Genomic DNA, 22611 nt, shown 5'->3' on the forward strand with positions numbered 1-22611 from the left:
CGACCCGCTACGACAGGTGCCCGAAGGTCTTCCTGTCAGCCATCGCCCTCGCAGCACTCGTCATCTATTGGCTATGAGTCCTGACCCTAGGTGTTTCAGAACGCGGCGCACCCGGCAGGACCTGAACAATGCCCTTTGTGTTCTTCATCAAAGGGATCGCGGTCTCGTGGAAGAACTTCGAGAATTCAGCCTCTTTGCCGGGCCGAACTGTGACTTGGAATATTCGCATGATCATCGGGACGCCCTCCTCTGCATTGGGCATATTTCGGTTCTTTGACATCAGGAGTTTATCACAAAACCGGTCCGTTCCTTAAACAGGCCCCACTTGCCATCCCCGCCAATTCACGCCATGCGCTGCACATGACATTTGACACGATCATCCTTGGCGCCGGTGCAGCCGGCATGATGTGCGCGGCCCATTGCGGTGGCCGCGTGCTGGTGATCGACCACGCGAAGGCTGCGGGGGAGAAAATCCGCATCTCCGGCGGTGGACGTTGTAACTTCACCAACATGTATGCGAGCCCGCGTAACTTCCTGTCGCAGAACCCGCATTTCTGTAAATCCGCGTTGGCGCGCTACACGCAGTGGGATTTCGTCGATCTGGTCGGGCACCACGGTATCGCGTGGCACGAGAAAACGCTGGGGCAATTGTTTTGCGACGGCTCCTCGAAACAGATCATCCAGATGCTGCTGGCCGAGATGGAGCGTGCCGGGGCAGAGCTGTGGGTGCGGAGCGAGGTGAAGGACCTGCGAAAGACCGAAGCGGGGTTCGCACTGGAGGTTGACCGCGAGGGCCAGCGCCTCTGCCTGAGCTGCACCAGTCTGGTACTGGCCACGGGTGGCAAATCTATCCCCAAAATGGGTGCGACCGGGCTGGCCTATGACATCGCAAAACAGTTCGGCTTGCGGATGACCGAGACACGCGCGGCGCTGGTGCCGTTCACCTTTTCAGACGGCAAGTTCAAGGACCTCTCGGGCGTTTCTCTGCCCGCGCGGCTGTCGAACGACCGTACCAGTTTTGACGAGGCACTGCTGTTCACCCATCGCGGCCTCAGCGGGCCATCGGTGCTGCAACTCTCCTCCTATTGGCAAGAGGGTGAGGTGATCCGGGTCAACCTGATCCCCGATCTGCCCCTGTTTGACCTGCTGCGCGAGCAGCGGCAAAATAGTGGCCGCAAGGCATTGATGACAGAACTGGCCCGTCACCTGCCCGCGCGGCTGGTGGACTACCTGAGCCAAAACATTCCCATGTCGGGTAACTTGGCCGATCAATCCGACAATGCACTGACTGAGTTGATCTCGGCCCTGTCCAACTGGCAGCTCACGCCCTCGGGCACCGAAGGGTATCGCACCGCCGAGGTCACACTGGGCGGGATCGATACGGATGACTTGTCGTCCAAAACGATGGAGGCCAGGGATGTCCCCGGCCTCTATGCAATTGGTGAAGCGGTGGATGTCACCGGCTGGCTGGGCGGCTACAATTTCCAGTGGGCGTGGTCCTCGGGCCACGCCGCCGGAACCGCAATCGCGGCCCGTTAGCCTACGACGTTGTATCCACGACCGCGCATACAGTTGCGTACCAGAACCTCTTTGTTCTGGTTCTTGTTGATCACATCCGCACCCGCACCGACAAGCGCGCCAGCAATGGCTGCGCGACCCAGATTGTCGCTGCTGTCCTGAACAATCCCAGTAACTGCTGCGGCACCCGCCGCGCCGATTGCCGCATTTCCGGCGGTAGAGCCATCCACACTGGCCTGCGAGGCGGCAAGCTGCTGGCATTGCTGCAGATCGACGTTGTAGTTCGGACCGATCGGACCATCAACGATAGGCTGATAATTGGCGCCTGTATTGGTGCAGGCACCCGCAACCAGAATAGCAGGCAGGATCAGAGAAAACTTACGAAATGGCATAGTCATGACCTCGTGTTGAATTTGCCCGGAGCCAAACGTAATTGTCATGGCGCGTCAAGCTGATAGCACCGCAGCTTGGCCCAACCGGCGGTCTATTGCAAATGACTAGTTCGCCAACCGCCTCAGAACCTGTTCGGCAAAATCGTCTCCACGCTGTTCGAAGTTGTCGTACTGGTCGAAACTGGCCGCCGCCGGAGCCAGCAACACAGTCTCACCCGGCTGCGCATCGGCCATGGCCTGCGCGACAGCCTTTTCCATGGTGGTACAGACCTGCGCTTCGACCTCAAGCTGCATTGCGAAACCTGCGGCCTCGCGCCCGATCACATAGGCCTTTAGTACTTGATCCGCCGCGCCGTTCAGCACCGCCAGACCGCCTTCTTTCTCAAGCCCCCCACAAATCCACCGGATCTTCTTGAACGCCGTCAACGCCTTCAGCGCACTGTCCACGTTGGTGGCCTTGGAATCGTTCACATAAGTCACACCATCAGCTTCGGCGATGATCTGGCTGCGATGAGGCAGTCCGGGATAGCTGTGCAGTGCGTCCTCGATCACGCGCGGCGCAAGCCCCAACGCGCGACAGGCGGCATAGGCCGCACATGCGTTCTGATGGTTATGCGTGCCAGGCAACCCCTTGATCTGGCGCAGATCAATCGACCCGGCCTGCCGCCCCTTGCGGTATTCCGACAGGAACCCCTTGCGCGAAAAGACTTGCCAGCCCGGCCCTGTTAATCTGCGCGCTACCGAGACGCGGATCACCTGGTCATCCGCCGGCCCTTCAGCCAGCTGTCCCGCCAGAAACGCGCCTTCGTTTTCGTCAATCCCGATCACCGCACGGTCTGGGCCACCCTCAGCAAACAGGCGCCGCTTGGCTGCGAAGTACCCCCCCATCCCGCCGTGGCGGTCCAGATGGTCCGACGACAGGTTGGTGAACACTGCCACATCCGGCGTCAGCGACCGGGCCAATTCGGTCTGATAACTGCTCAACTCCAGCACCACGACCGAACCATCCCCGCCCTGATCAATATCCAGCACACCACGCCCGATATTCCCCGCCAGTTGCGACGCGCGCCCGGCTTCAGTCAGGATATGGTGAATCAGCGCGGCAGTGGTCGACTTCCCGTTCGACCCGGTCACCGCGATCACGCGCGGAGGGGTGTCATAATTGTTCCATTCCGGCCCCGCAAAGGACCGGAAGAACAGCCCAATATCATTGTCCACGGGCACCCCAGCTACGAGCGCCGCAGCCACCACCGGATTCGGTTCAGGATAGAGATGCGGGATACCGGGCGAGACAATTAAAGAGGCGATGTCGTCAAACGCCCCGTGACGGTGCAGATCTAGGCAGGCGAACCCTTCGGCCTCGGCTATTTCGCGGGCGGCTGGATTGTCATCCCAGCAGATCGGCTCGGCCTTACCTGCCCGCAACGCGCGCGCTGTGGCCAGACCCGATCGGCCAAGCCCCAGAACCGCAACTTTCTGCCCTGAAAACCCTTTGACCGGGATCATGCCACCTACCTTTTTCTGACGTCCAATTGGCCGCCACACTGCGCAGATGGGACCACCGAAGGCAAGAGTGACAAAAGGCTCGCGCATCAGCGCGAGCCGGACCCAACAGGAGGCAGGAGGACCGCAGGTCCGCCGAACCTGGCGGGAGTACTACCTGACTTTCAGCGTAGCCAAGCCAATCATCGCCAGGATCAACGAGATGATCCAGAACCGGATCACGATTGTCGGTTCGGCCCAGCCCTTTTTCTCGTAGTGGTGATGGATCGGCGCCATCAGGAATACACGGCGCCCAGTGCGTTTGAAATACAGCACCTGAATGATCACACTCAGCGCTTCGACCACGAACAGGCCGCCGACAACAGCCAGAACCAACTCGTGCTTAGTGGCCACCGCAATCGCACCCAGCGCACCGCCCAAGGCCAGCGACCCGGTATCGCCCATGAACACGGCCGCAGGTGGCGCATTGTACCAAAGAAAGCCCAGCCCGCCCCCGAACAACGCCGCAGTAAAGATCAGGATTTCCCCGGTTCCGGGCACGTAATGCACGTCCAGATACTCGGTAAAGTCGACCCGACCAACCGCATAGGCAATAACCCCAAGGGTCGAAGCCGCAATCATCGCCGGCATGATCGCCAACCCGTCCAGGCCATCGGTCAGGTTCACCGCATTGGCCGCCCCGACGATGACAACAATCGCAAAGGGGATATAGAACACACCCAGATTGACCAGCGTATCCTTGAAGACCGGCACGGCCAGTTGGTTCTGCAGCGCCTCGGGATGGTGCAATGTTGCCCAGAGCGAGGCCAGAACCGCAATAATCACCCCCAACGCCATCCGCATCCTGCCGGAAACGCCCTTGGTGTTCTGTTTCGATACTTTGGCGTAATCGTCGGCAAAGCCGATCGCCGCATAGGCCAGCGTCACGAACAGCACCATCCAGACATAAGGGTTGTCCAACCTCGCCCAGATCAGTGTCGATGTCACCAGTGCCCCAACGATAAGCAAACCGCCCATGGTCGGCGTCCCGGCCTTGGAAAAATGCGCCTCTGGCCCATCATCCCGGATCGGCTGCCCCTTGCCCTGCTTGCGACGCAACACGTTGATCAACGGCTTGCCAAAGATGAATCCAAAGATCAGCGCCGTCAGAAAGGCCCCGCCCGCACGGAAGGTGATGTAGCGGAAGAGGTTAAAGAAATCCCCTCCATCCGACAGGGCGGTCAACCAATAGAGCATTACAATACCTTTCCTAGGCGGCAATCATGGGTCAAGCGCGCTCCCTTGCCCCATTTTCCGCAAACCGTCAACAATCTGAGCCAGCGCCATGCTGAGCGAACCCTTGGCCAGCACCGTATCCCCTGCGCGGATCAATTCCGGCAGGTGTCTTGCCATCTCGGCGCTGGTCTCGAACCAGAGCCCGCGCTTTTCGTCGGGCAACGCCTGATGCAAGGCCTTCATCAGCGGGCCTATGCAGTGAACCTGATCAACCTGCGTCATTGCCGCGACATCGGCCAGTCCGGCATGCATGGCAATTTCCTGCCCGCCCAACTCTTTCATATCGCCCAGAAACGCGATCCGACGGGCGCCTTGCGACGCGGCCAGTACATCCAATGCAGCCGCCATCGAGGTGGGATTGGCGTTGTAGCTGTCGTCCAACAACTCGATCTGCGCACCTGTCGCCAAAGGCAGCGTTTCCCGCACGCCGCGCCCCTTGAACGGAGACCACCGGCGCAATCCGGCGATGGCCGCGTCCAGATCTACGCCCATCTCAACACAAGCCGCCAGAGCACCCAGCGCGTTCATGGCAAAATGCGTTCCTGCTGACTGCACATCATAGGTGATGACTGCATCGCCGACGGTCGCCCCGGCATGAACCGAGTCAGCGCTTTGCGTTGCGTCGGTCAGGTTGTAATCCGCAGCACTGCGACCAAAATCCACGATTCCGGCCCCATGTTCCTGCGCGGTTTGGCGCAGGATGTCCGCGTGATCGATATCGGCATTCACAATGGCCGCGCCGCCGGGTTCAAGCCCTTCGAAGATCGCGGCCTTTTCATGGGCGATGCCCGCAACCGACTCGAAAGCCTCAAGATGCACTGCCGCCACGGTCGTCACCAATGCCACATGCGGGCGCGCCTGACGCGCCAGTGGAGCTATTTCACCAGGGTGGTTCATACCGATCTCGATCACTGCAAACTCAGTGTCACGCGGCATCCGTGCCAGTGTCAGAGGCACCCCCCAATGGTTGTTGTAACTGGCCACGCTGGCATGGGTTTTTCCCTGCGTTTCCAAAATGGTGGCCAGCATTTCTTTGGTCGAGGTCTTGCCGACGCTGCCTGTTACCCCCACGACACGCGCGTCCGTCCGGGCACGGCCCGCTCGCCCCAGCGCCTCGAGTCCGGTTTGCACGTCATCGACGATTAACAGCGATGCGTCTTCAGATACGCCCTCAGGGATGCGAGACACCAACGCCGCGCCCGCCCCTTTTTCTAGCGCCTGCGCCACGAAATCATGCCCGTCCCGCGCGGCCTTGAGCGCCACAAACAGGTCTCCGGGTTGGAGGGTTCTGGTGTCGATCGACACGCCGTTCACCACCCAATCAGTCGTCGCGCGCCCACCGGTAGCCTCAGTAGCCTCGGCCGCGGTCCAGAGCGTCATGCCACCCTCCCGTCCAGCGCCGCGACGCTGATGCTGGCCTGTTCCACATCGTCAAAGGGCAGAACCTGATCGCCGACGATCTGGCCGGTCTCGTGACCCTTCCCTGCAATCAATAAGGCATCGCCCGGTTGCAAAGCATCAATGCCACGCAAGATGGCCTCGGCCCGGTCACCGACTTCGGTGGCCTCCGGCGCACCCAGCAAAACAGCGGCGCGGATGGAGGCCGGATCTTCGCTGCGCGGATTGTCGTCAGTAACGAAGACGACGTCAGCGTTTTCGGCGGCGGCCTGACCCATCAACGGGCGCTTGGTGGCGTCGCGATCCCCGCCCGCGCCAACGACAGCGATCAGACGACCCATCACATGCGGGCGCATCGCCCTCAGCGCCGTCGCCACCGCATCCGGGGTGTGTGCGTAGTCGACAAACACCGCTGCGCCATTCTCTCGCGTCGCGGCCAGTTGCATACGGCCCCGAACGGTTGTCAGATGCGGCAAAGTTTCGAAAACACGCTCAGGTTCCTCACCAGCGGCAATGACCAGACCGCAAGCCAGCAGAACGTTCTCAGCCTGAAACCCTCCGATCAGGTTCAGGCGAGTCTGGAACACCTTGCCCTGCCATGAAAAGCGCAGGTCCTGCCCGGTCGAGTCGAAGCGCTGGTTCTTCAGGCACAGATCGGCACCGCCCGACCCGACGGTCAGAACTGACTGACCGCGCGCTTCGGCGATCTTGCGGATTTCGTCGCCCTTGGAATCGTTCATATTGATGACCACGGTCCCGTCTTGCGGCAGAACCCGGTCGAACAGCCCAGCCTTGGCGGCGAAATAAGCCTCGAACGTTTCGTGATAGTCCAGATGATCCTGAGTGAAGTTCGAGAACCCCGCAGCGGCTAAATGCACGCCATCCAGGCGGCGCTGTTCCAGACCGTGCGAGGACGCCTCCATCGCCGCATGTGTGACGCCGTTCTCAGCAGCCTCTGCGAGGCAGCGGTGCAGAGTGATCGGCTCGGGCGTGGTGTGTGCCAGCGGCGCTGTCCATGCGCCCTCAACACCCGTGGTGCCGAGGTTTACTGCCGCGTGACCAAGTTCCATCCAGATCTGGCGCACAAAGGTCGATACCGAGGTCTTTCCGTTGGTTCCGGTCACGGCCACAATCGTCTGCGGTTGAGCGCCGAACCACAGCGCGGCACATCCGGCCAGTGCCTGACGCGGGTCTTCGACCACCACCAGCGCAGCGTCCGATGCGGCCAAGTCCTCGGCAGCAATCTCAGCCCCTTCGGCGTCGGTCAGAATTGCGGCAGCGCCCATGCGTATAGCGAACTGAATATATTCTCCACCATGAACACGGGTGCCGGGAAGGGCCGCGAAGAGGTAACCGTCCTTGACCTCGCGGCTATCAACGGCCAGCCCGGTGATCTCGGGATTCGCGCCGCCCCTTGCGGTCAGGGCCAGTTGGCTGAGTGTTTTCGTCCTTATGCCCATGACCCACCTTTTGTTGGACAGCCTAATTTGAGGTCAGGGTTATAGCAGCGCGGGCCTCAGGCTCAACCCGGGGACGCAGGCCCAGCAACGGGGCAATGCGGCCGATCAGTTCTGCGGCCACAGGAACCGCCGTCCACCCCGCCGTGCGGCGCTTTTCGCCATAGGCCACAATGGACGGTTCATCTAGCGTGACGATCAGCACATATTTCGGATCATAGGCCGGAAAGATCGTTGCAAAGGTCGCGATCACCTTGTCATCGTAGTAGCCACCGCGCGGCTTGGGCTTATCTGCAGTGCCGGTTTTTCCAGCCACGTCATAGCCAGCCACGTCGCCAAAGCTGGCCGTGCCGTCGGTCACAACCTTGCGCAGCATTTTCTGTGCCTGCTTGGCCGCGTTTTCCGACAACACGCGCGGGCCGTACTGGGGGCCGTTCTTGCGCAGGATGGTAGGGCTGACATAGTGCCCGCCATTGGCAATCGCCGCATATCCGGCAGCCAGATGCATCGGGCTGGTCGACAACCCGTGGCCATAGGAAATGGTCACCGTGCTCAGCTCGCCCCATTTCTTGGGCTTGAGCGGCGCGCCGCCGGCGGCCTCAACAATCTCAAACGGAGTCGGATCAAACATACCCAGCGATTGCAGGAAATCCTGCTGACGCTTTGCGCCAATCTGCAGCGCCAGCCGCCCTGTGCCCCGGTTCGAGCTGTGGACGATCACGTCCGCAACGCTGATCTTGCCGTAGTTCTTGCCGTTGAATTCACCAATCGGAAAGCGACCGATTTTCATCGGACCCGAGGTGTCGATGATCGTCTCGGAATTCACCAGACCCAATTGTACCGCTTGCGCGGCTGTGAATATCTTGAAAACCGACCCCAATTCGTAGACGCCCTGCACATAGCGATTGAACAGGGGGCTGTCTGATGGATCAAACCCCGAGGTCGGCGGACGGGGGCGATCATTCGGATCAAAGGACGGAAGCGACGCGGCCGAGACAACTTCACCCGTATGCGCGTTCATCAGAACGGCCGAGGCGCCTTTGGCATTCATGATCTTCATACCGCCGTAAAGAACCTGCTCGACCGCTGCCTGAATGGTCAGGTCCAGCGACAGTTGCAGCGGTTTGTTGCCATTCGCCGGATCGCGCAAATAGTCGTCGAACTGTTTTTCGACGCCTGCCACACCGATAACCTCGGCGGCGCTCACACCCTCGCGACCAAATCCCGAGCCACCCAGGATATGCGCGGCAAGACGGCCATTCGGGTACAGCCTCATCTCACGCGGGCCGAACAGGATGCCGGGATCGCCGATGTCATGCACAGCCTGTTTCTGTTCGGGCGAGATACGCTTTTTGATCCAGAGGAACTTACGGTTACCGGTGAAGTCCTTGACCAGGCGCTCTTTTTCCAGATCGGGGAAGATCGCCACCAATTGATCAGCGGCCGCAACCGGGTCAATCATCAGCGGCGGCTGCGCGTAGACGGAATAGGTATCCAGATTGGTCGCCAGAATGCGCCCTTCCCGGTCAACGATATTGGCCCGTTGCATCGCAATCGCGGCACCGGGCGCGCTGGCCAGCGGTTCTTGTGCCTCGGAAGTGGCCAACATGCCCATGCGGACGCCCACGACCGAGAAAGCGCAGAAGAAGAACAGACCCAGCACCAAAAGGCGCCCTTCGGCGCGGGCGCGGGCGCGGTCTTTCATATCTTCGTGACGCTGGCGGATGTTCTCGCGCTCAATCGCCTTGGGGTTTTCGCCCCGGGCGCGGGCGTCGAGGATTCGGGCCAAAGGGCGCAGGGGCGTGCGGGTCATGGGATCTGCACCTCACCCAGCGCCTGAGTGTTGGTGATCGCCTGCAATTCAATCGGGTCAACGATGGGCAGATCCGGGTCCTCGGCGTATGAAATCTGATCGGCGCGACCGAATTGCTCGGCGCGCAGCGGCAACAGGCCCAGGCGCTCAAAGTTCAGGTCAGCCAACTCGCGCAGCCGGTCGGGACGGTTCAGATAAGCCCATTCGGCGTTCAACACGGCCAGCCGCACCTGTGCCATGCCAATCTCGCGCTGCAGCTTCTGTGTTTCCTTCACCACTTGCTGGGTGCGGTAATTCTCTTGATACGCCCAAAGCGCCAGTCCGAACACGGCCAGAGCGGTCAACACATACAAAACACTCTTCATTTCGCCCTTCCCCCAATTTGTGGCATCCCAATGGCGCGGGCCTCAATTTCCCCTGCCGGAGCCTCGGTCCGCACCGCCACGCGCAGCTTGGCCGAGCGCGCACGTGGGTTTTCCTGCAATTCCTGCTCGTCCGGCCCTACAGCTTTGCGTGTCTTAAGCATGAACTGCGGTTGCCCTTGCTCAATCTCGGGCGCAAAGCGGTTGGCGCGCCCGGTTTTACCCGCACGGGATTGAAAGAACCGTTTGACCATACGGTCCTCGATGGAATGGAACGTCACGACGGCCAGTTGCCCCCCGGGCTTCAACGCCCGCTCGGCTGCCATAAGACCCCGAAACAGCTCTTCATATTCGGCATTCACTGCAATTCGCAGCCCCTGAAAGCTGCGCGTCGCAGGGTGCGATTGTCCCGGCTTGGGACGCGGCAAACAGGATTCGACGATCTCAACCAGACGCAGGGTCGTGGTGATCGGCTCTTCTGCCCGCGCCTTTACGATGGCTTTGGCGATGCGTCGGCTCGCCCGTTCTTCACCATAGTAAAACAGGATGTCCGCCAGCTGCGTTTCGGTCGCCGTGTTTACCAGGTCAGCAGCACTTTCGCCTTCCTGACTCATCCGCATGTCCAGCGGGCCGTCCTTCATGAAGGAAAACCCGCGCTCGGCCTGATCCAGCTGCATCGACGACACGCCGAGGTCCAGCACGACCCCATCCAAGCCCTGCGCATATTCATCCATGCGCGAGAATACACCGGGCTGCATCACCAGCCGATCACCATAGTCACTTGCCCAGTCCGCTGCCATTTCGAAAGCCAGCGGATCACGGTCCACGCCGATTACCTTGTCCGCCCCAGCCTCCAGCAACCCGCGCGTATAGCCGCCCGCGCCAAACGTCCCGTCCAGCCAGACGCCGGACACCGGTGCCACTGCGGCCAGTAAGGGGCGCAACAGGACAGGGATATGAGGTTTATCGGAAGGGGTTTCAGCGCCGGCCATGCCGCTACGCGTCCCCGACGCCGTCTAGGTACACAAGAGGATCAAAGTCCTCGGGCTGTTCGTCCAACCAATCCTCGGCTGCGGCCAGCTCTTCAGATTCATAGGTCTCGGGCTTCCAGATCTGGAACGTGTCACCGGCAGCAATAAAGAACGCCTCGTTTTCAAGCCCGATTTTGGTGCGCAGCTTGGCGGGCAGCACCAAGCGCCCCGTCTCGTCCACCGTGGTTGGGAAGGACTGACCATGGAACATGCGTTGCAGCATCTTTCGCTGCATCGAGCCACGCGGCAGCGCGTCGATCTTGTCATCGACCTCGTTGATGGCCTGCATGGTATAGCATTCAAGGAATTTACGGCGGTGGTCCCCATAGACGATCACCAGTTCAGGCGTATCACCGGGCTGCCAGTTGGAATCAGAGGCTTCAAGCACACGGCGAAACGAGGCCGGGATCGACACCCTGCCCTTCGTATCCACCTTATGGTGGCTTTCACCTCTAAACCTGCGCGCCAAGACGATTGTCCCTTTCGCTTGCGCCCCACCTAAATCTCACGTCCCCCGGATGAAAAACGGCGGGTTGATCTGCTGCCACTGATCAACCCGCCGCATTGACCCGCTTTGCGGGATGTCCAGCTGCGCGCGCCACCTGGGGGGATGTCTGCTCGCCCGCGCGCCGGATCTCTTGAGTGATGAAAGCGAGATGCCTGTATGAAACCTGTTTTTATTGGTTCGGGGTCGTTTGGCGCCCCATGTGCCTCGTCCTCATCGGATAAACTAGGGATGCCATGGGAATTCATGGAAATCAACAAGAAAATTCATCGAGTCATCGATGGATTCACAGCATAGACAAATTGAGGACAAATGAAAACCGCACACAATTCACCACAAATACGAAAAATTTTTACTTCGCGCACTATATATTGTGTATATTTTCAATGCCCGCTTTGTCCCATGATTTCCCAATATTTTTTAAGTGAGCAGGGATTCTTGCGCTTAATCACCTATCCAGGTGGAACTCCCCACCTCGAATCACCCCGCACTACACAATGTTGAACCGCGTTTCCAAGCCCGGCCAAAATTCACCCATGAATTCCCATAGGCCTGGAGACAACCGTCAACGGGGCTCGCCATCGATCAGCGATTTCAAAACGCACAAATTTCAAAAGAAGCCGCACAAAGAAAAAGCAATCACACATACCTTGTGGCGCCCGGTCTCATGCGAATCCAGCCAACACGATAGCTAAATCCTTTATTTAAAGGCTTTTCATCACCCGAATGTTCAACTCATTGATATCTATGCAGTTGCTGCATAGCAGCATTGACGACGCGGGCTATTGTGCAATTGCAGCATTCGCCTATTTTCAATCTCAAGCAAACGCCGGGCCACACCGGCACCAACAAAAAAATCGAGTAAGGCAGATGGCTGCAGCAACACATCATTCCGCGCTAAAAAGCGCACCGGCAACCGGGCTGACTTCGCTGATTGAGGCTGTAAAGATCCGGTTCGTCCGATATCGCGCCTACCGCCAGACGGTCAACGAACTGTCTGAACTGTCGAACCGCGAGTTGGCCGATCTGGGCCTGCACCGCTCGATGATCCGCCGCCTTGCACTGCAAGCGGCCGAAGAACACGTCGCGCACTAGGCGCGCAAAGACATAACCGAGATCAGGTCCTTCCTCCTCCCTTTAGGACCTGTATTTCAGCGGCGACATCTCTCCTCCTCCCTGATGTCGCCGCGCCCTATACCGGCCCTGAACGCCGGAAACTGACACATCGGGTACTCCTCCTCCCTTTCCCGGTGTTGAAAGTGCGCGGTGACGTCGTCCTCCTCCCTGACGTCGCCGCGTCTTCCTCATACCCGGATCAAACCCGGGCTCGCATACATCGGGGCTCTCCTCCTCCCTGCCCCGATGTTGAAAAGAACGGCGGTTTCCTCTCCTCCTCCCTGGAAACCGCCGTTTTTTGTTTTTCAAGGGCTGATGTAGAATGGAACCCTGAATGGATTGTCAGGAGCTTCCAATGGCCGCCTATTTCATCGCGCAGATTTCTATTCACGACCCGGTTGGGTATCAGGAATATCTTGAAGGCTTCATGCCGATCTTTGACCGCCACGGAGGCCGCTTGCTGACAGTCTCATCGAAACCGGTGGACGTAGTTGAGGGCACTTGGTCTGAAAACGGCATCGTTCTGATGGAATTTCCATCGCTGGAGGCCGCCAAGGCATGGAAGGACGACCCCGACTACATCGAACTGGCAAAAGTCCGGCACCGCACAGCAAAGACAAATATGGTGTTGATCGAAGGACTCTAGAACGGCACGTCATCTTTAGCTGACAAGAAACGGGACACCACTTTCTTGGTGCCCGCCTTGTCGAAATTGACCTCGACCTTATCGCCCTCAATGCCAATCACCGCGCCATAGCCGAATTTCTGGTGAAACACGCGCTCCCCCAGCGTGAAACTGGCCAGCGCAGTGGCATCGATCACCGAATTGCGGCTTTCGCGGGGTTGTGACGTGCCGTATTGCCCCTGCCGTGCCTGCATGCGCTTCCAACCGGGCGAGTTGTAGACATTCGCCTCGGCCGCTCGGGTTTCGATGCTGGCAGTTGGCTGCCCACCGCCATAGAGGCCCGGAGGCGTCAGCACCTCCACATGATCCTCGGGCAGTTCGTCGATGAATCGCGACGGCATCGCGTTCTGCCACTGCCCGAACACCCGCCGGTTGGCGGCAAAGGAGATCGTACAGACCTCTTCCGCGCGGGTTATACCCACATAGGCCAGCCGCCGTTCTTCCTCGAGGCCTTTAAGGCCGGATTCGTCCATCGACCGTTGTGAAGGGAATAACCCATCTTCCCACCCCGGCAGGAACACGGCGGGAAACTCCAGCCCCTTGGCCGCGTGCAGCGTCATAATCGACACCTTGGCTCCATCACCGTCCTGCTCATTATCCATGACCAGACTGACATGTTCCAAGAAACCCTGAAGATTCTCAAAGTTGTCCAGCTGATTGACCAGTTCCTTAAGGTTTTCCAATCGGCCCGGAGCCTCGGGTGTCTTTTCGTTTTGCCAGTGGGCGGTATAGCCGGATTCGTCCAGAATGATCTGCGCCAGTTCGATATGCGACACTTCGGGTTCCCCGAACCGCAGTGGCGCACCGTCATCAATCACCGAGTCGTCTTCCACCTCGATACGAGGTCCGCGCGTCATAGCGTTCCACCGGGCCAGCCCGTCGATCAACTCGCGCAGGGCTTTGCCGCCTTTGCCCTTGATCAACCCATTATCAACCGCGATCCGGGCCCCATCGATCAGAGACACGCCATTCTCTCGTGCCGTCATCTGAATCGTCTGCTGCGCCTTGTCGCCAAGGCCCCGCTTCGGCGTATTCACGATCCGCTCAAACGCCAGATCATCGCCGGGGCTGACCACCAGCCGGAAATAGGCCATAGCATCGCGGATCTCCATCCGCTCATAGAACCGGGGACCACCGATCACCTTGTAGGGCAGACCGATGGTCAGGAACCGGTCCTCGAACGCGCGCATCTGGTGGGAGGCACGGACCAGAATGGCGATCTCATCCAGCCCTATGGGCCGCACACCGCGCGTGCCGCCCTGCATCGCGTCGATTTCCTCGCCGATCCAGCGGGCCTCTTCTTCGCCATCCCAATGGCCGATCAGGCGAACCTTTTCGCCCTCTTCCGCGTCGGTCCACAACTCTTTGCCCAAGCGGCTTTCATTGCCGCGGATCACATTGGACGCGGCGGCCAGAATATGCGGCGTCGAGCGGTAGTTCTGTTCCAGCCGCACCACATACGCGCCGGGAAAGTCCTTTTCGAACCGCAGGATGTTGCCCACTTCGGCCCCGCGCCAACCATAGATCGACTGGTCGTCATCGCCCACGCAACAGATGTTCTTATGCGCCCCGGCCAACAGCCGCAGCCAAAGGTACTGGGCGACGTTGGTATCCTGATACTCGTCCACCAGAATATAGCGAAACCAGCGTTGGTATTGATCCAGAACGTCCTGATGGGTCTGGAAAATCGTGACCATGTGCAACAGCAGGTCACCGAAATCCACCGCGTTCAGCTCGCGCAGGCGGGTCTGGTATTGCGAGTAAAGTTCAACACCCTTGTTGTTATAAGCCCCGGCATCCGCAGCAGGCACCTTGTCGGGCGTCAGTGCCCGGTTCTTCCAGTCATCGATGATCCCGGCCAGCATCCGCGCGGGCCAGCGTTTGTCGTCGATATTCGCGGCCTGAACCAGCTGCTTGAGCAGGCGCAACTGATCGTCCGTGTCCAGAATGGTGAAGTTCGATTTCAGATCGACCAATTCCGCGTGGCGTCGCAGCAACTTGACGCAGATCGCGTGGAACGTGCCCATCCATTGCAAACCGCGCTTGACGTCTACTGGGTACTGCTGCACCCGATCCTTCATTTCCTTTGCAGCCTTGTTAGTAAAAGTCACTGCAAGAATTTCATTGGACCTTGCCCGCCCTGTGTGAAGAATCTCAGCAATTCTTGATATAAGCGCTCTGGTTTTGCCTGTACCAGCTCCGGCGAGAACAAGTACTGGTCCGTCCAGCGCCTTTACAGCCCTTAGCTGCTCGTCGTTCAGCCAATCGAGATGCTGCGAAGGCCGCTCGGCCATGGCTCGCGCGGACAGCGATGCGCCCTCAAAGGCGTCCATATCGTCGAAACTGCTCATGCCCCCAAACTACGCCGGATACGCGCCGAGGGAAAGAGTTTGTTCACCCCTTGTTCGCACAGTTTTTTTACCGCATTTCCCGCCGATTCTAACCAATACGCTTCGACGCACTACGCCCCCGTTAACACACTGTCAAAGCTTGCATCCGATGCTGAGGTCAAAGCTGTGGGAGCGTGGATCATGAAAACCCTTGGCGGATCGGGCACGGCGTCCCGCCTGAAACTTGCTGGCATCGTTCTGGACATGGAAGGGCTAACCGCCCTGTCAGGCTGAGGCGTTTTCGCGTTTCCGGCTCCGGTGGTCGACCGGATGCTGGAATCCGACCTGCGCCACGCCGCAACGCAGATGAACCGGCAGGTGGTTTCACATCTCGAGGATGTTGATGCCACCTTTCGTACCGGCGTGCTTGACACTCACGACGAAGAGTTTCTGGAATTGCTGCCCGCGACCTCGGATATCTAACGGTTCAAGCTTTTCAACGATGCGGGGCGCGTCCTGTGGTCAACCCGCCCATCGGATGTGGGGATGGTCAACAGCGACGCCTATTTCAGCGACGTTCTGGGCCGAGGCAACATCGTCTATAAACATGAAGAAAACCCCTAACCGAGGTGGACAATTTCGAACGCGACCCTCTTGAGGTCAGCGGGCCGCGGTCCCGCCATGTGGCCGAAGTCTATACCCCCGTCCTTCGCGAAGGGCGCTTTATCGGTGCGATCGGGTTTTATTCGGATATTACGCAGGTTCGAAACCTGTTCATCAACCTGGTCCGGCTGTTGCTGACCGTGCTCAGCGGCGTGGCCTTGCTTGCCTTGTCGGCGGTGACACTGGTCATTTTCCGCGCGAACCGGCGGCAAGTGCGCAGCCTGCGGGGCCGCGCCGAAAAAGAGCAAGAGCTAATGGATGAGCAACTGCGCCTTGCGCGCAAGGTCCGATTGCTGGGCGAGTTGAACGAATGGCTGCAATCCAGCCGGTCGCTGGATGAGTTGTTCGACATGGTCTCACGCTTTATGACCCATATCCTGCCCGAGGCCGAAGGCAGTGTGTATGTCTATTCCAACTCCCGCGATGTGCTGGATGGCTGTGCCAGTTGGAATGGTGGAACACACAAAGCGCATTTCCACCCGGAAGGGTGTTGGGGTCTGCGGCGCGGGCGCACCTATGAATATGGCGCATCCGAGATCGACTTTGTCTGTGAACATGCCGAGCCGCATGACGGGCGGCCCTATTTCTGCTTTCCCATTCTGGCGCATGGGGAAACGGTTGGCCTTTTGCATCTGCGGGCGCATGAGGGCTGTGATGAGGTGTTTCATTCCAGCAAGAAGCTGGCCCAGCTTTGCGCCGAACAGATCAGCATTGCGATCGCAAACGTCCGGATGCGCGATCAACTGCATGACCAGTCGGTGCGCGACCCGCTAACCGGATTGTTCAACCGCCGCCACATGACCGAAACGCTGCGCAAATCCATCAGCCGCAGCCAGCAGACCGGTGCATCGCTTAGCCTCATTGCCGTGGATGTCGATCACTTCAAAAAGTTTAACGATACCCATGGGCATGACGCCGGAGACATGGTGCTGCGCGGTCGGATCGGCTCTGGAACAAGGCTGTGACCGGGATGAGGTTGCCTGCCGCATCGGAGGTGAGGAGTTCATGTTGATCCTGCCGGACAACACGCCCGACGATGCCATGACCCGGGCCGAGCAATTGAGGCAGGCGGTTGAGGCTGTCTCGGTCCGGTATGGTGAGAAATCCTTGCCACGCATCACGATTTCCGTGGGTGTCGCCCACTACCCCGCACACGGCACCATGCCGCAGGATCTGATGCGCGCGGCAGACGATGCTCTTTACATGGCCAAAGAAAAGGGTCGCAATCAGGTGCAGGTCGCCAAAGATGCAGCCTCGGTCACTTCGACTGCGGCAGATTCGAAACACAAACGGTTGCCCAAACCCGAGCCACCGGCCTCAGCCGCCTGAAAACCTTGCAGAATCGCCCGGCAGGTTGGATCAATCCATATGGACCTGCACAGCACATTCCCCGGCATTGCCGACCTGAAACGACGCGCACAGCGCAGGGTTCCTTTTTTCGTCTGGGAATATCTGGCAAGCGGCACAGGAACCGAGACCACGCTGCGCCGCAACCGGGCCGCTCTGGATCAGGTGGAGTTTCTGCCCTCGATCCTGCATGGCCCCATCGAATGCGATACCGGAACGCGTTTTCTGGGGCTGGATTTTCCCCTGCCCTTCGGCATCGCCCCCATCGGGATGGCCGGTCTGGTCTGGCCGAACGCAGAAAAGCTGCTGGCGTGCGCCGCCGCCGAAACGGGCCTGCCTTACACCCTTTCGACAGTCGCCAGCCAGAGCCCCGAGGATCTGGCCCCTCATCTGGGGCGGAACGCCTGGTTTCAGCTATACCCTCCGAAAGATCCGGATATTCGCACAGATATGTTGAATCGTGCCAAATCGGCGGGGTTCTCGACCCTTGTGCTGACTGTTGATGTCCCGGTCGCCTCGCGCCGTGAACGGCAAACGCGATCCGGTCTGACCAATCCCCCCAGACTGACCCCGCGCCTACTGGCACAGATTGCCCTGCGTCCGGCCTGGGCATTGGGTATGGCGCAGAATGGAATGCCCCGGATGCGCACGCTGGACAAGTATATCGACGGGGACAGTGCTCTGCCGCCGACCGCCCATGTCGGTTACCTGCTGCGCACTTCACCCGACATGGATTATGTCAAATGGCTGCGGGACGCATGGGACGGGCCGTTTATCGTAAAGGGTGTAATGCGGGCCGGGGATGCCGAGCGGCTGCAACAGGCCGGTGTTGATGCCCTTTGGGTCTCGAATCACGGCGGTCGTCAGTTTGACGGAGCCCCTGCAAGTATCAATGTGCTACCGTTGATCCGAGAGGCGACAAACCTGCCCCTGATTTTCGACAGCGGCGTCGAAGGTGGTCTGGACATCCTGCGCGCACTGGCTCTGGGCGCGGACTTTATCATGCTCGGGCGCGGATTTTTGTATGGTCTCAGCGCCTTGGGCGCACAAGGACCTGCGCATGTCATAGACATCCTGCGTCAGGACTTGATCGCAAATATGGGTCAAATGGGCCTGCCGAACCTGCAGGAAACTCCGTCGCCAATCACGAACATTGATGCTGCAGCGCAGCGTGTGTAAGACAATCACGTCAAAAGGCGGCGTTTGCGAGCGATAACATGCCGGTTCTACCCAGAAGGACTGATATACGAGCGCGTATTGTCCGCCTAATAAAACGGCCAAACCACTAAGACCGGGACCTGATATGACCGACTTCAACAAGATCCTGATCGCCAATCGCGGCGAGATTGCCATTCGCGTGATGCGCGCAGCGAACGAGATGGGCAAACGCACCGTCGCTGTGTTCGCCGAGGAAGACAAGCTTGGCTTGCATCGCTTCAAGGCTGACGAGGCATATCGTATTGGCGAAGGGATGGGGCCGGTCGCGGCTTATCTTTCCATCGACGAAATCATCCGCGTGGCCAAGGAATGCGGCGCGGATGCCATCCACCCAGGTTACGGCCTGCTGTCGGAAAACCCGGACTTCGTGGACGCATGTGTCCAGAACGGCATCACCTTCATCGGCCCTAAGGCCGAGACCATGCGCGCGCTTGGCGACAAGGCCAGCGCGCGGCGCGTGGCCATCGAGGCCGGAGTACCGGTGATCCCGGCGACCGAGGTTCTAGGCGATGACATGGACGCAATCCGGGCCGAGGCCAAAGAGATCGGCTACCCGCTGATGCTCAAGGCCTCATGGGGCGGCGGCGGACGCGGTATGCGCCCGATCCACTCGGAAGACGAGTTGGAAGAAAAAGTTCTGGAAGGCCGCCGCGAGGCTGAAGCCGCTTTCGGCAACGGCGAGGGTTATCTGGAAAAGATGATCATCCGTGCCCGCCACGTTGAGGTTCAGATCCTCGGCGACAAGCACGGTGAGATTTATCACCTCTACGAACGCGACTGCTCGGTCCAGCGCCGGAACCAGAAGGTCGTGGAACGCGCCCCTGCCCCGTATCTGTCCGAAGAACAGCGTGCCGAGATTTGTGAGCTGGGCCGCAAAATCTGCGCCCATGTGAACTATGAATGCGCGGGCACTGTTGAATTCCTGATGGATATGGAGACCGGCAAGTTCTACTTCATCGAGGTGAACCCGCGCGTGCAGGTTGAACACACCGTCACCGAGGAAGTCACCGGTATCGACATCGTGCAGGCGCAGATTCTGATCGCCGAGGGCAAGACGCTGGCCGAAGCGACCGGGGCCGCCAGCCAGGCCGACGTGCATCTGAACGGCCACGCCCTGCAGACCCGGATCACCACCGAGGACCCGCAGAACAACTTCATCCCCGATTACGGCCGCATCACCGCCTATCGCTCGGCGACCGGCATGGGCATCCGCCTGGACGGCGGCACAGCCTATGCGGGCGGGGTGATCACGCGGTATTACGACTCGTTGCTGACCAAGGTTACAGCCTGGGCTCCGACACCTGAAAAGGCGATCAGCCGGATGGACCGGGCACTGCGCGAATTCCGCATCCGCGGCGTCAGCACCAATATCGACTTTGTTATCAACCTGCTGAAACACCCGACCTTCCTGTCGAACGAATACACCACCAAGTTCATCGACACGACGCCGAACCTGTTCACCTTCAAGCGTCGCCGCGACCGGGGCACCAAGGTTCTGACCTATATCGCGGATATCACCGTGAACGGTCACCCTGAAACCAAGGACCGTCCGGAACCGCGCGCCGACCTGAAAGAGGCCAAACCCCCCGCATTGAAGGGCGAACCCAAAATGGGCACCCGCAATCTGCTGGAGCAGAAAGGCCCGCAGGCGGTCGCCGACTGGATGAAGGCACAGCGACAGTTGTTGATCACCGACACCACCATGCGGGACGGTCACCAATCGCTGCTGGCGACCCGAATGCGGTCGATCGACATGATCAAGGTGGCGCCCAGCTATGCTGCAAACCTGCCGCAACTTTTCTCGGTCGAATGCTGGGGCGGTGCGACCTTCGATGTGGCCTATCGCTTCCTCCAGGAATGCCCGTGGCAGCGTCTGCGCGACCTGCGCGAGGCGATGCCCAACCTGATGACCCAGATGCTGCTGCGCGGTGCCAATGGGGTTGGCTACACCAACTATCCCGACAACGTGGTTCAGGAATTCGTCCGTCAGGCCGCGAAAGGCGTAGACGTGTTCCGAGTGTTCGACTCGCTGAACTGGGTCGAGAACATGCGCGTGGCTATGGATGCGGTGATCGACAACGGAAAAATCTGTGAAGGTACCGTTTGTTACACCGGTGACATTCTGGATCCGAATCGCGCCAAATACGACCTGAAATACTATGTCGGCATGGCCAAAGAACTGCGCGACGCAGGTGCGCATGTTCTGGGCCTGAAGGATATGGCAGGCCTGCTGAAACCGGCATCGGCCAAGGTTCTGATCCGCGCGCTGAAAGAAGAGGTCGGCCTGCCGATCCACTTCCACACCCACGACACAGCCGGTATCGCCAGCGCCACCATTCTGGCCGCATCCGAGGCGGGCGTGGACGCGGTGGATTGCGCAATGGACAGCTTCTCGGGCAACACCTCACAAGCAACGCTGGGCACTGTGGTCGAAGCGCTGCGCCATACCGAACGTGACACCGGTCTGGACATCAAGGCGATCCGCGAGATCAGCGACTATTTCGAGGCGGTGCGCGGCCAGTACGCGGCCTTTGAGTCCAGCCTGCAGGCTCCGGCCTCGGAAGTGTATCTGCATGAAATGCCCGGCGGTCAGTTCACCAACCTCAAGGCGCAGGCACGTAGCCTCGGGCTGGAAGAACGCTGGCACGAAGTTGCTCAGATGTACGCCGACGTGAACCAGATGTTCGGTGACATCGTGAAGGTGACACCGTCGTCCAAGGTCGTTGGTGACATGGCGCTGATGATGGTCAGCCAAGGCCTGACCCGTGACGACGTGGAAAGCCCCTCGACCGATGTGGCCTTCCCCGACTCGGTGGTCGACATGATGCGTGGCAACCTGGGCCAGCCTCCGGGCGGCTTCCCCGACACCATCATCAAGAAGGTGCTTAAGGACGAGGTTCCAAACACCCAGCGCCCAGGCAAGGATGTTCCTGCAGTCGATCTGGAAGCCACCCGCACCGAGCTATCCAAACAGTTGGAGGGCAAAGAGGTCGATGACGAGGACCTGAACGGATACCTTATGTACCCCAAGGTGTTCCTGGACTACATGGGCCGCCACCGTTCTTACGGCCCGGTCCGCACCCTGCCCACGCGCACCTTTTTTTACGGGATGGAGCCCGGCGAAGAGATCACCGCCGAGATCGATCCGGGCAAGACGCTGGAAATCCGTTGTCAGGCAGTCGGTGAGACCGACGAAAAGGGCGAGGTCAAAGTGTTCTTTGAACTCAACGGCCAGCCCCGGGTGATCCGGGTGCCCAACCGCCTGGTGACGTCGACCACGCAAGCCCGGCCCAAGGCCGAGGCGGGCAACCCCAATCATGTCGGCGCTCCGATGCCGGGCGTTGTCGCCACAGTGGCCGTCACTGCCGGGCAAGAGGTAAAGGAAGGCGACATGCTGCTGACCATCGAAGCCATGAAAATGGAAACCGGCATCCACGCCGAGCGTGACGCAACGGTCAAAGCTGTTCACGTTCAGCCCGGCGGGCAGATTGACGCAAAGGACCTGCTGGTCGAACTGGAATAACCGGTTTAACTTTCTGGGCTAACAGGGGCCGCTCGGGGAACCGGGCGGCCTTTTTTGACCCGAAGAGGATAAACGCCCATGCTGTCCATCACACCTGTCTACGCCGCATTGCTGGCAATCTTGTTTGTCGCGCTCAGCGTCAGGGTCATCAGTCAGCGGCGCAGCGATAAGATTTCCTACGGTGACGGCGGTAATACGGCAATGCTCAAGGTGATGCGGACGCATTCCAACTTTGTGGAATACACACCCTTTGCCCTGCTGTTGATCGCGATGGTCGAACTGCAGGGAGCGAGCGGCCTGTTGCTGAACCTGCTGGGCCTGACTTTGCTGAGCGGTCGTCTGTTGCACGCTTATGGATTTGGACGCAGCCCGCAGATCGTCATTCTGCGCCAGATCGGGATGCTGCTGACGTTCACTGCGTTTCTGGTAGCCGCCATCGCGAATATCGTATTGGCGTTGTGATCTGATCGGTGGG

The 22611-nt window shown here is 59.6% G+C and carries 17 protein-coding genes and 1 pseudogene; 8 read left to right on the top strand and 10 right to left on the bottom strand.

Annotated features, from left to right (window positions below):
• Positions 1-360: 360 nt before the first annotated feature.
• Positions 361-1539 (top strand): BaiN/RdsA family NAD(P)/FAD-dependent oxidoreductase, encoded by a 1179-nt coding sequence (locus tag ACR1XY_RS03395; protein WP_480589878.1) that lies wholly within the window; start codon positions 361-363, stop codon positions 1537-1539.
• Here the strand turns inward: ACR1XY_RS03395 and ACR1XY_RS03400 are convergent.
• From ACR1XY_RS03400 to mraZ, 9 genes are all read right to left on the bottom strand, one after another.
• Positions 1536-1910: a glycine zipper family protein gene (locus tag ACR1XY_RS03400; protein WP_480589880.1), complete on the bottom strand. Its 375-nt coding sequence runs from the start codon at positions 1908-1910 to the stop codon at positions 1536-1538. The genes ACR1XY_RS03395 and ACR1XY_RS03400 overlap by 4 nt on opposite strands.
• A 105-nt stretch (positions 1911-2015) precedes the next feature.
• Positions 2016-3416, bottom strand: coding sequence for a UDP-N-acetylmuramoyl-L-alanine--D-glutamate ligase (gene murD, locus ACR1XY_RS03405; protein ID WP_480589882.1), 1401 nt, complete (start codon positions 3414-3416; stop codon positions 2016-2018).
• A 150-nt stretch (positions 3417-3566) separates the two neighbouring features.
• Positions 3567-4649 (bottom strand): phospho-N-acetylmuramoyl-pentapeptide-transferase, encoded by a 1083-nt coding sequence (mraY, locus tag ACR1XY_RS03410; protein ID WP_480589885.1) that lies wholly within the window; start codon positions 4647-4649, stop codon positions 3567-3569.
• A 24-nt stretch (positions 4650-4673) separates the two neighbouring features.
• The gene (locus tag ACR1XY_RS03415; RefSeq protein WP_480589887.1) at positions 4674-6068 is read right to left on the bottom strand and encodes a UDP-N-acetylmuramoyl-tripeptide--D-alanyl-D-alanine ligase; all 1395 of its coding nucleotides are present in this window, start codon (positions 6066-6068) and stop codon (positions 4674-4676) included.
• Positions 6065-7546, bottom strand: a complete 1482-nt coding sequence (locus tag ACR1XY_RS03420) for a UDP-N-acetylmuramoyl-L-alanyl-D-glutamate--2,6-diaminopimelate ligase (RefSeq protein ID WP_480589889.1) — start codon at positions 7544-7546, stop codon at positions 6065-6067. The genes ACR1XY_RS03415 and ACR1XY_RS03420 overlap by 4 nt, the downstream gene beginning before the upstream one ends.
• Positions 7547-7568: 22 nt before the next feature.
• Complete coding sequence (locus ACR1XY_RS03425) at positions 7569-9356, bottom strand: peptidoglycan D,D-transpeptidase FtsI family protein (RefSeq protein ID WP_480589891.1); 1788 nt, start codon at positions 9354-9356, stop codon at positions 7569-7571.
• Complete coding sequence (ftsL, locus tag ACR1XY_RS03430) at positions 9353-9721, bottom strand: cell division protein FtsL (protein ID WP_480589894.1); 369 nt, start codon at positions 9719-9721, stop codon at positions 9353-9355. The genes ACR1XY_RS03425 and ftsL overlap by 4 nt, the downstream gene beginning before the upstream one ends.
• Positions 9718-10710, bottom strand: coding sequence for a 16S rRNA (cytosine(1402)-N(4))-methyltransferase RsmH (gene rsmH, locus ACR1XY_RS03435; RefSeq protein ID WP_480589896.1), 993 nt, complete (start codon positions 10708-10710; stop codon positions 9718-9720). The genes ftsL and rsmH overlap by 4 nt, the downstream gene beginning before the upstream one ends.
• A gap of 4 nt (positions 10711-10714) precedes the next feature.
• Positions 10715-11218, bottom strand: coding sequence for a division/cell wall cluster transcriptional repressor MraZ (mraZ, locus tag ACR1XY_RS03440; RefSeq protein WP_480589898.1), 504 nt, complete (start codon positions 11216-11218; stop codon positions 10715-10717).
• 906 nt (positions 11219-12124) lie between these two features.
• Here mraZ and ACR1XY_RS03445 point away from each other — a divergent pair.
• Positions 12125-12349, top strand: a complete 225-nt coding sequence (locus ACR1XY_RS03445; protein ID WP_480589900.1) for a DUF1127 domain-containing protein — start codon at positions 12125-12127, stop codon at positions 12347-12349.
• Positions 12350-12725: 376 nt separating this feature from the next.
• Positions 12726-13016, top strand: a complete 291-nt coding sequence (locus ACR1XY_RS03450) for a DUF1330 domain-containing protein (RefSeq protein WP_480589902.1) — start codon at positions 12726-12728, stop codon at positions 13014-13016.
• Here ACR1XY_RS03450 and ACR1XY_RS03455 read toward each other — a convergent pair.
• Complete coding sequence (locus tag ACR1XY_RS03455) at positions 13013-15406, bottom strand: ATP-dependent helicase (protein ID WP_480589905.1); 2394 nt, start codon at positions 15404-15406, stop codon at positions 13013-13015. The two genes, ACR1XY_RS03450 and ACR1XY_RS03455, sit on opposite strands and share 4 nt — an antisense overlap.
• Before the next feature lie 309 nt (positions 15407-15715).
• Here ACR1XY_RS03455 and ACR1XY_RS03460 point away from each other — a divergent pair, with 309 nt between their 5' ends.
• The 5 genes and pseudogenes from ACR1XY_RS03460 (at position 15716) to ACR1XY_RS03480 (ending at position 22598) form a co-directional block, all read left to right on the top strand.
• On the top strand, positions 15716-15868 hold the full coding sequence (locus ACR1XY_RS03460) for a hypothetical protein (RefSeq protein ID WP_480589908.1): 153 nt from the start codon (positions 15716-15718) through the stop codon (positions 15866-15868).
• 986 nt (positions 15869-16854) lie between these two features.
• A pseudogene (locus ACR1XY_RS03465) lies at positions 16855-17377 on the top strand (GGDEF domain-containing protein); the annotation flags it as partial.
• A 39-nt stretch (positions 17378-17416) separates the two neighbouring features.
• Entirely contained in the window at positions 17417-18574 is a 1158-nt protein-coding gene (locus tag ACR1XY_RS03470; protein WP_480589911.1) for an alpha-hydroxy acid oxidase, read from the top strand.
• A gap of 124 nt (positions 18575-18698) precedes the next feature.
• Complete coding sequence (locus ACR1XY_RS03475; RefSeq protein ID WP_480589913.1) at positions 18699-22136, top strand: pyruvate carboxylase; 3438 nt, start codon at positions 18699-18701, stop codon at positions 22134-22136.
• Positions 22137-22214: 78 nt separating this feature from the next.
• Positions 22215-22598, top strand: coding sequence for an MAPEG family protein (locus ACR1XY_RS03480; protein WP_480589916.1), 384 nt, complete (start codon positions 22215-22217; stop codon positions 22596-22598).
• The last annotated feature ends 13 nt before the right edge of the window (positions 22599-22611 follow it).

The organism is Ruegeria sp. AD11(2025) (assembly GCF_056542405.1).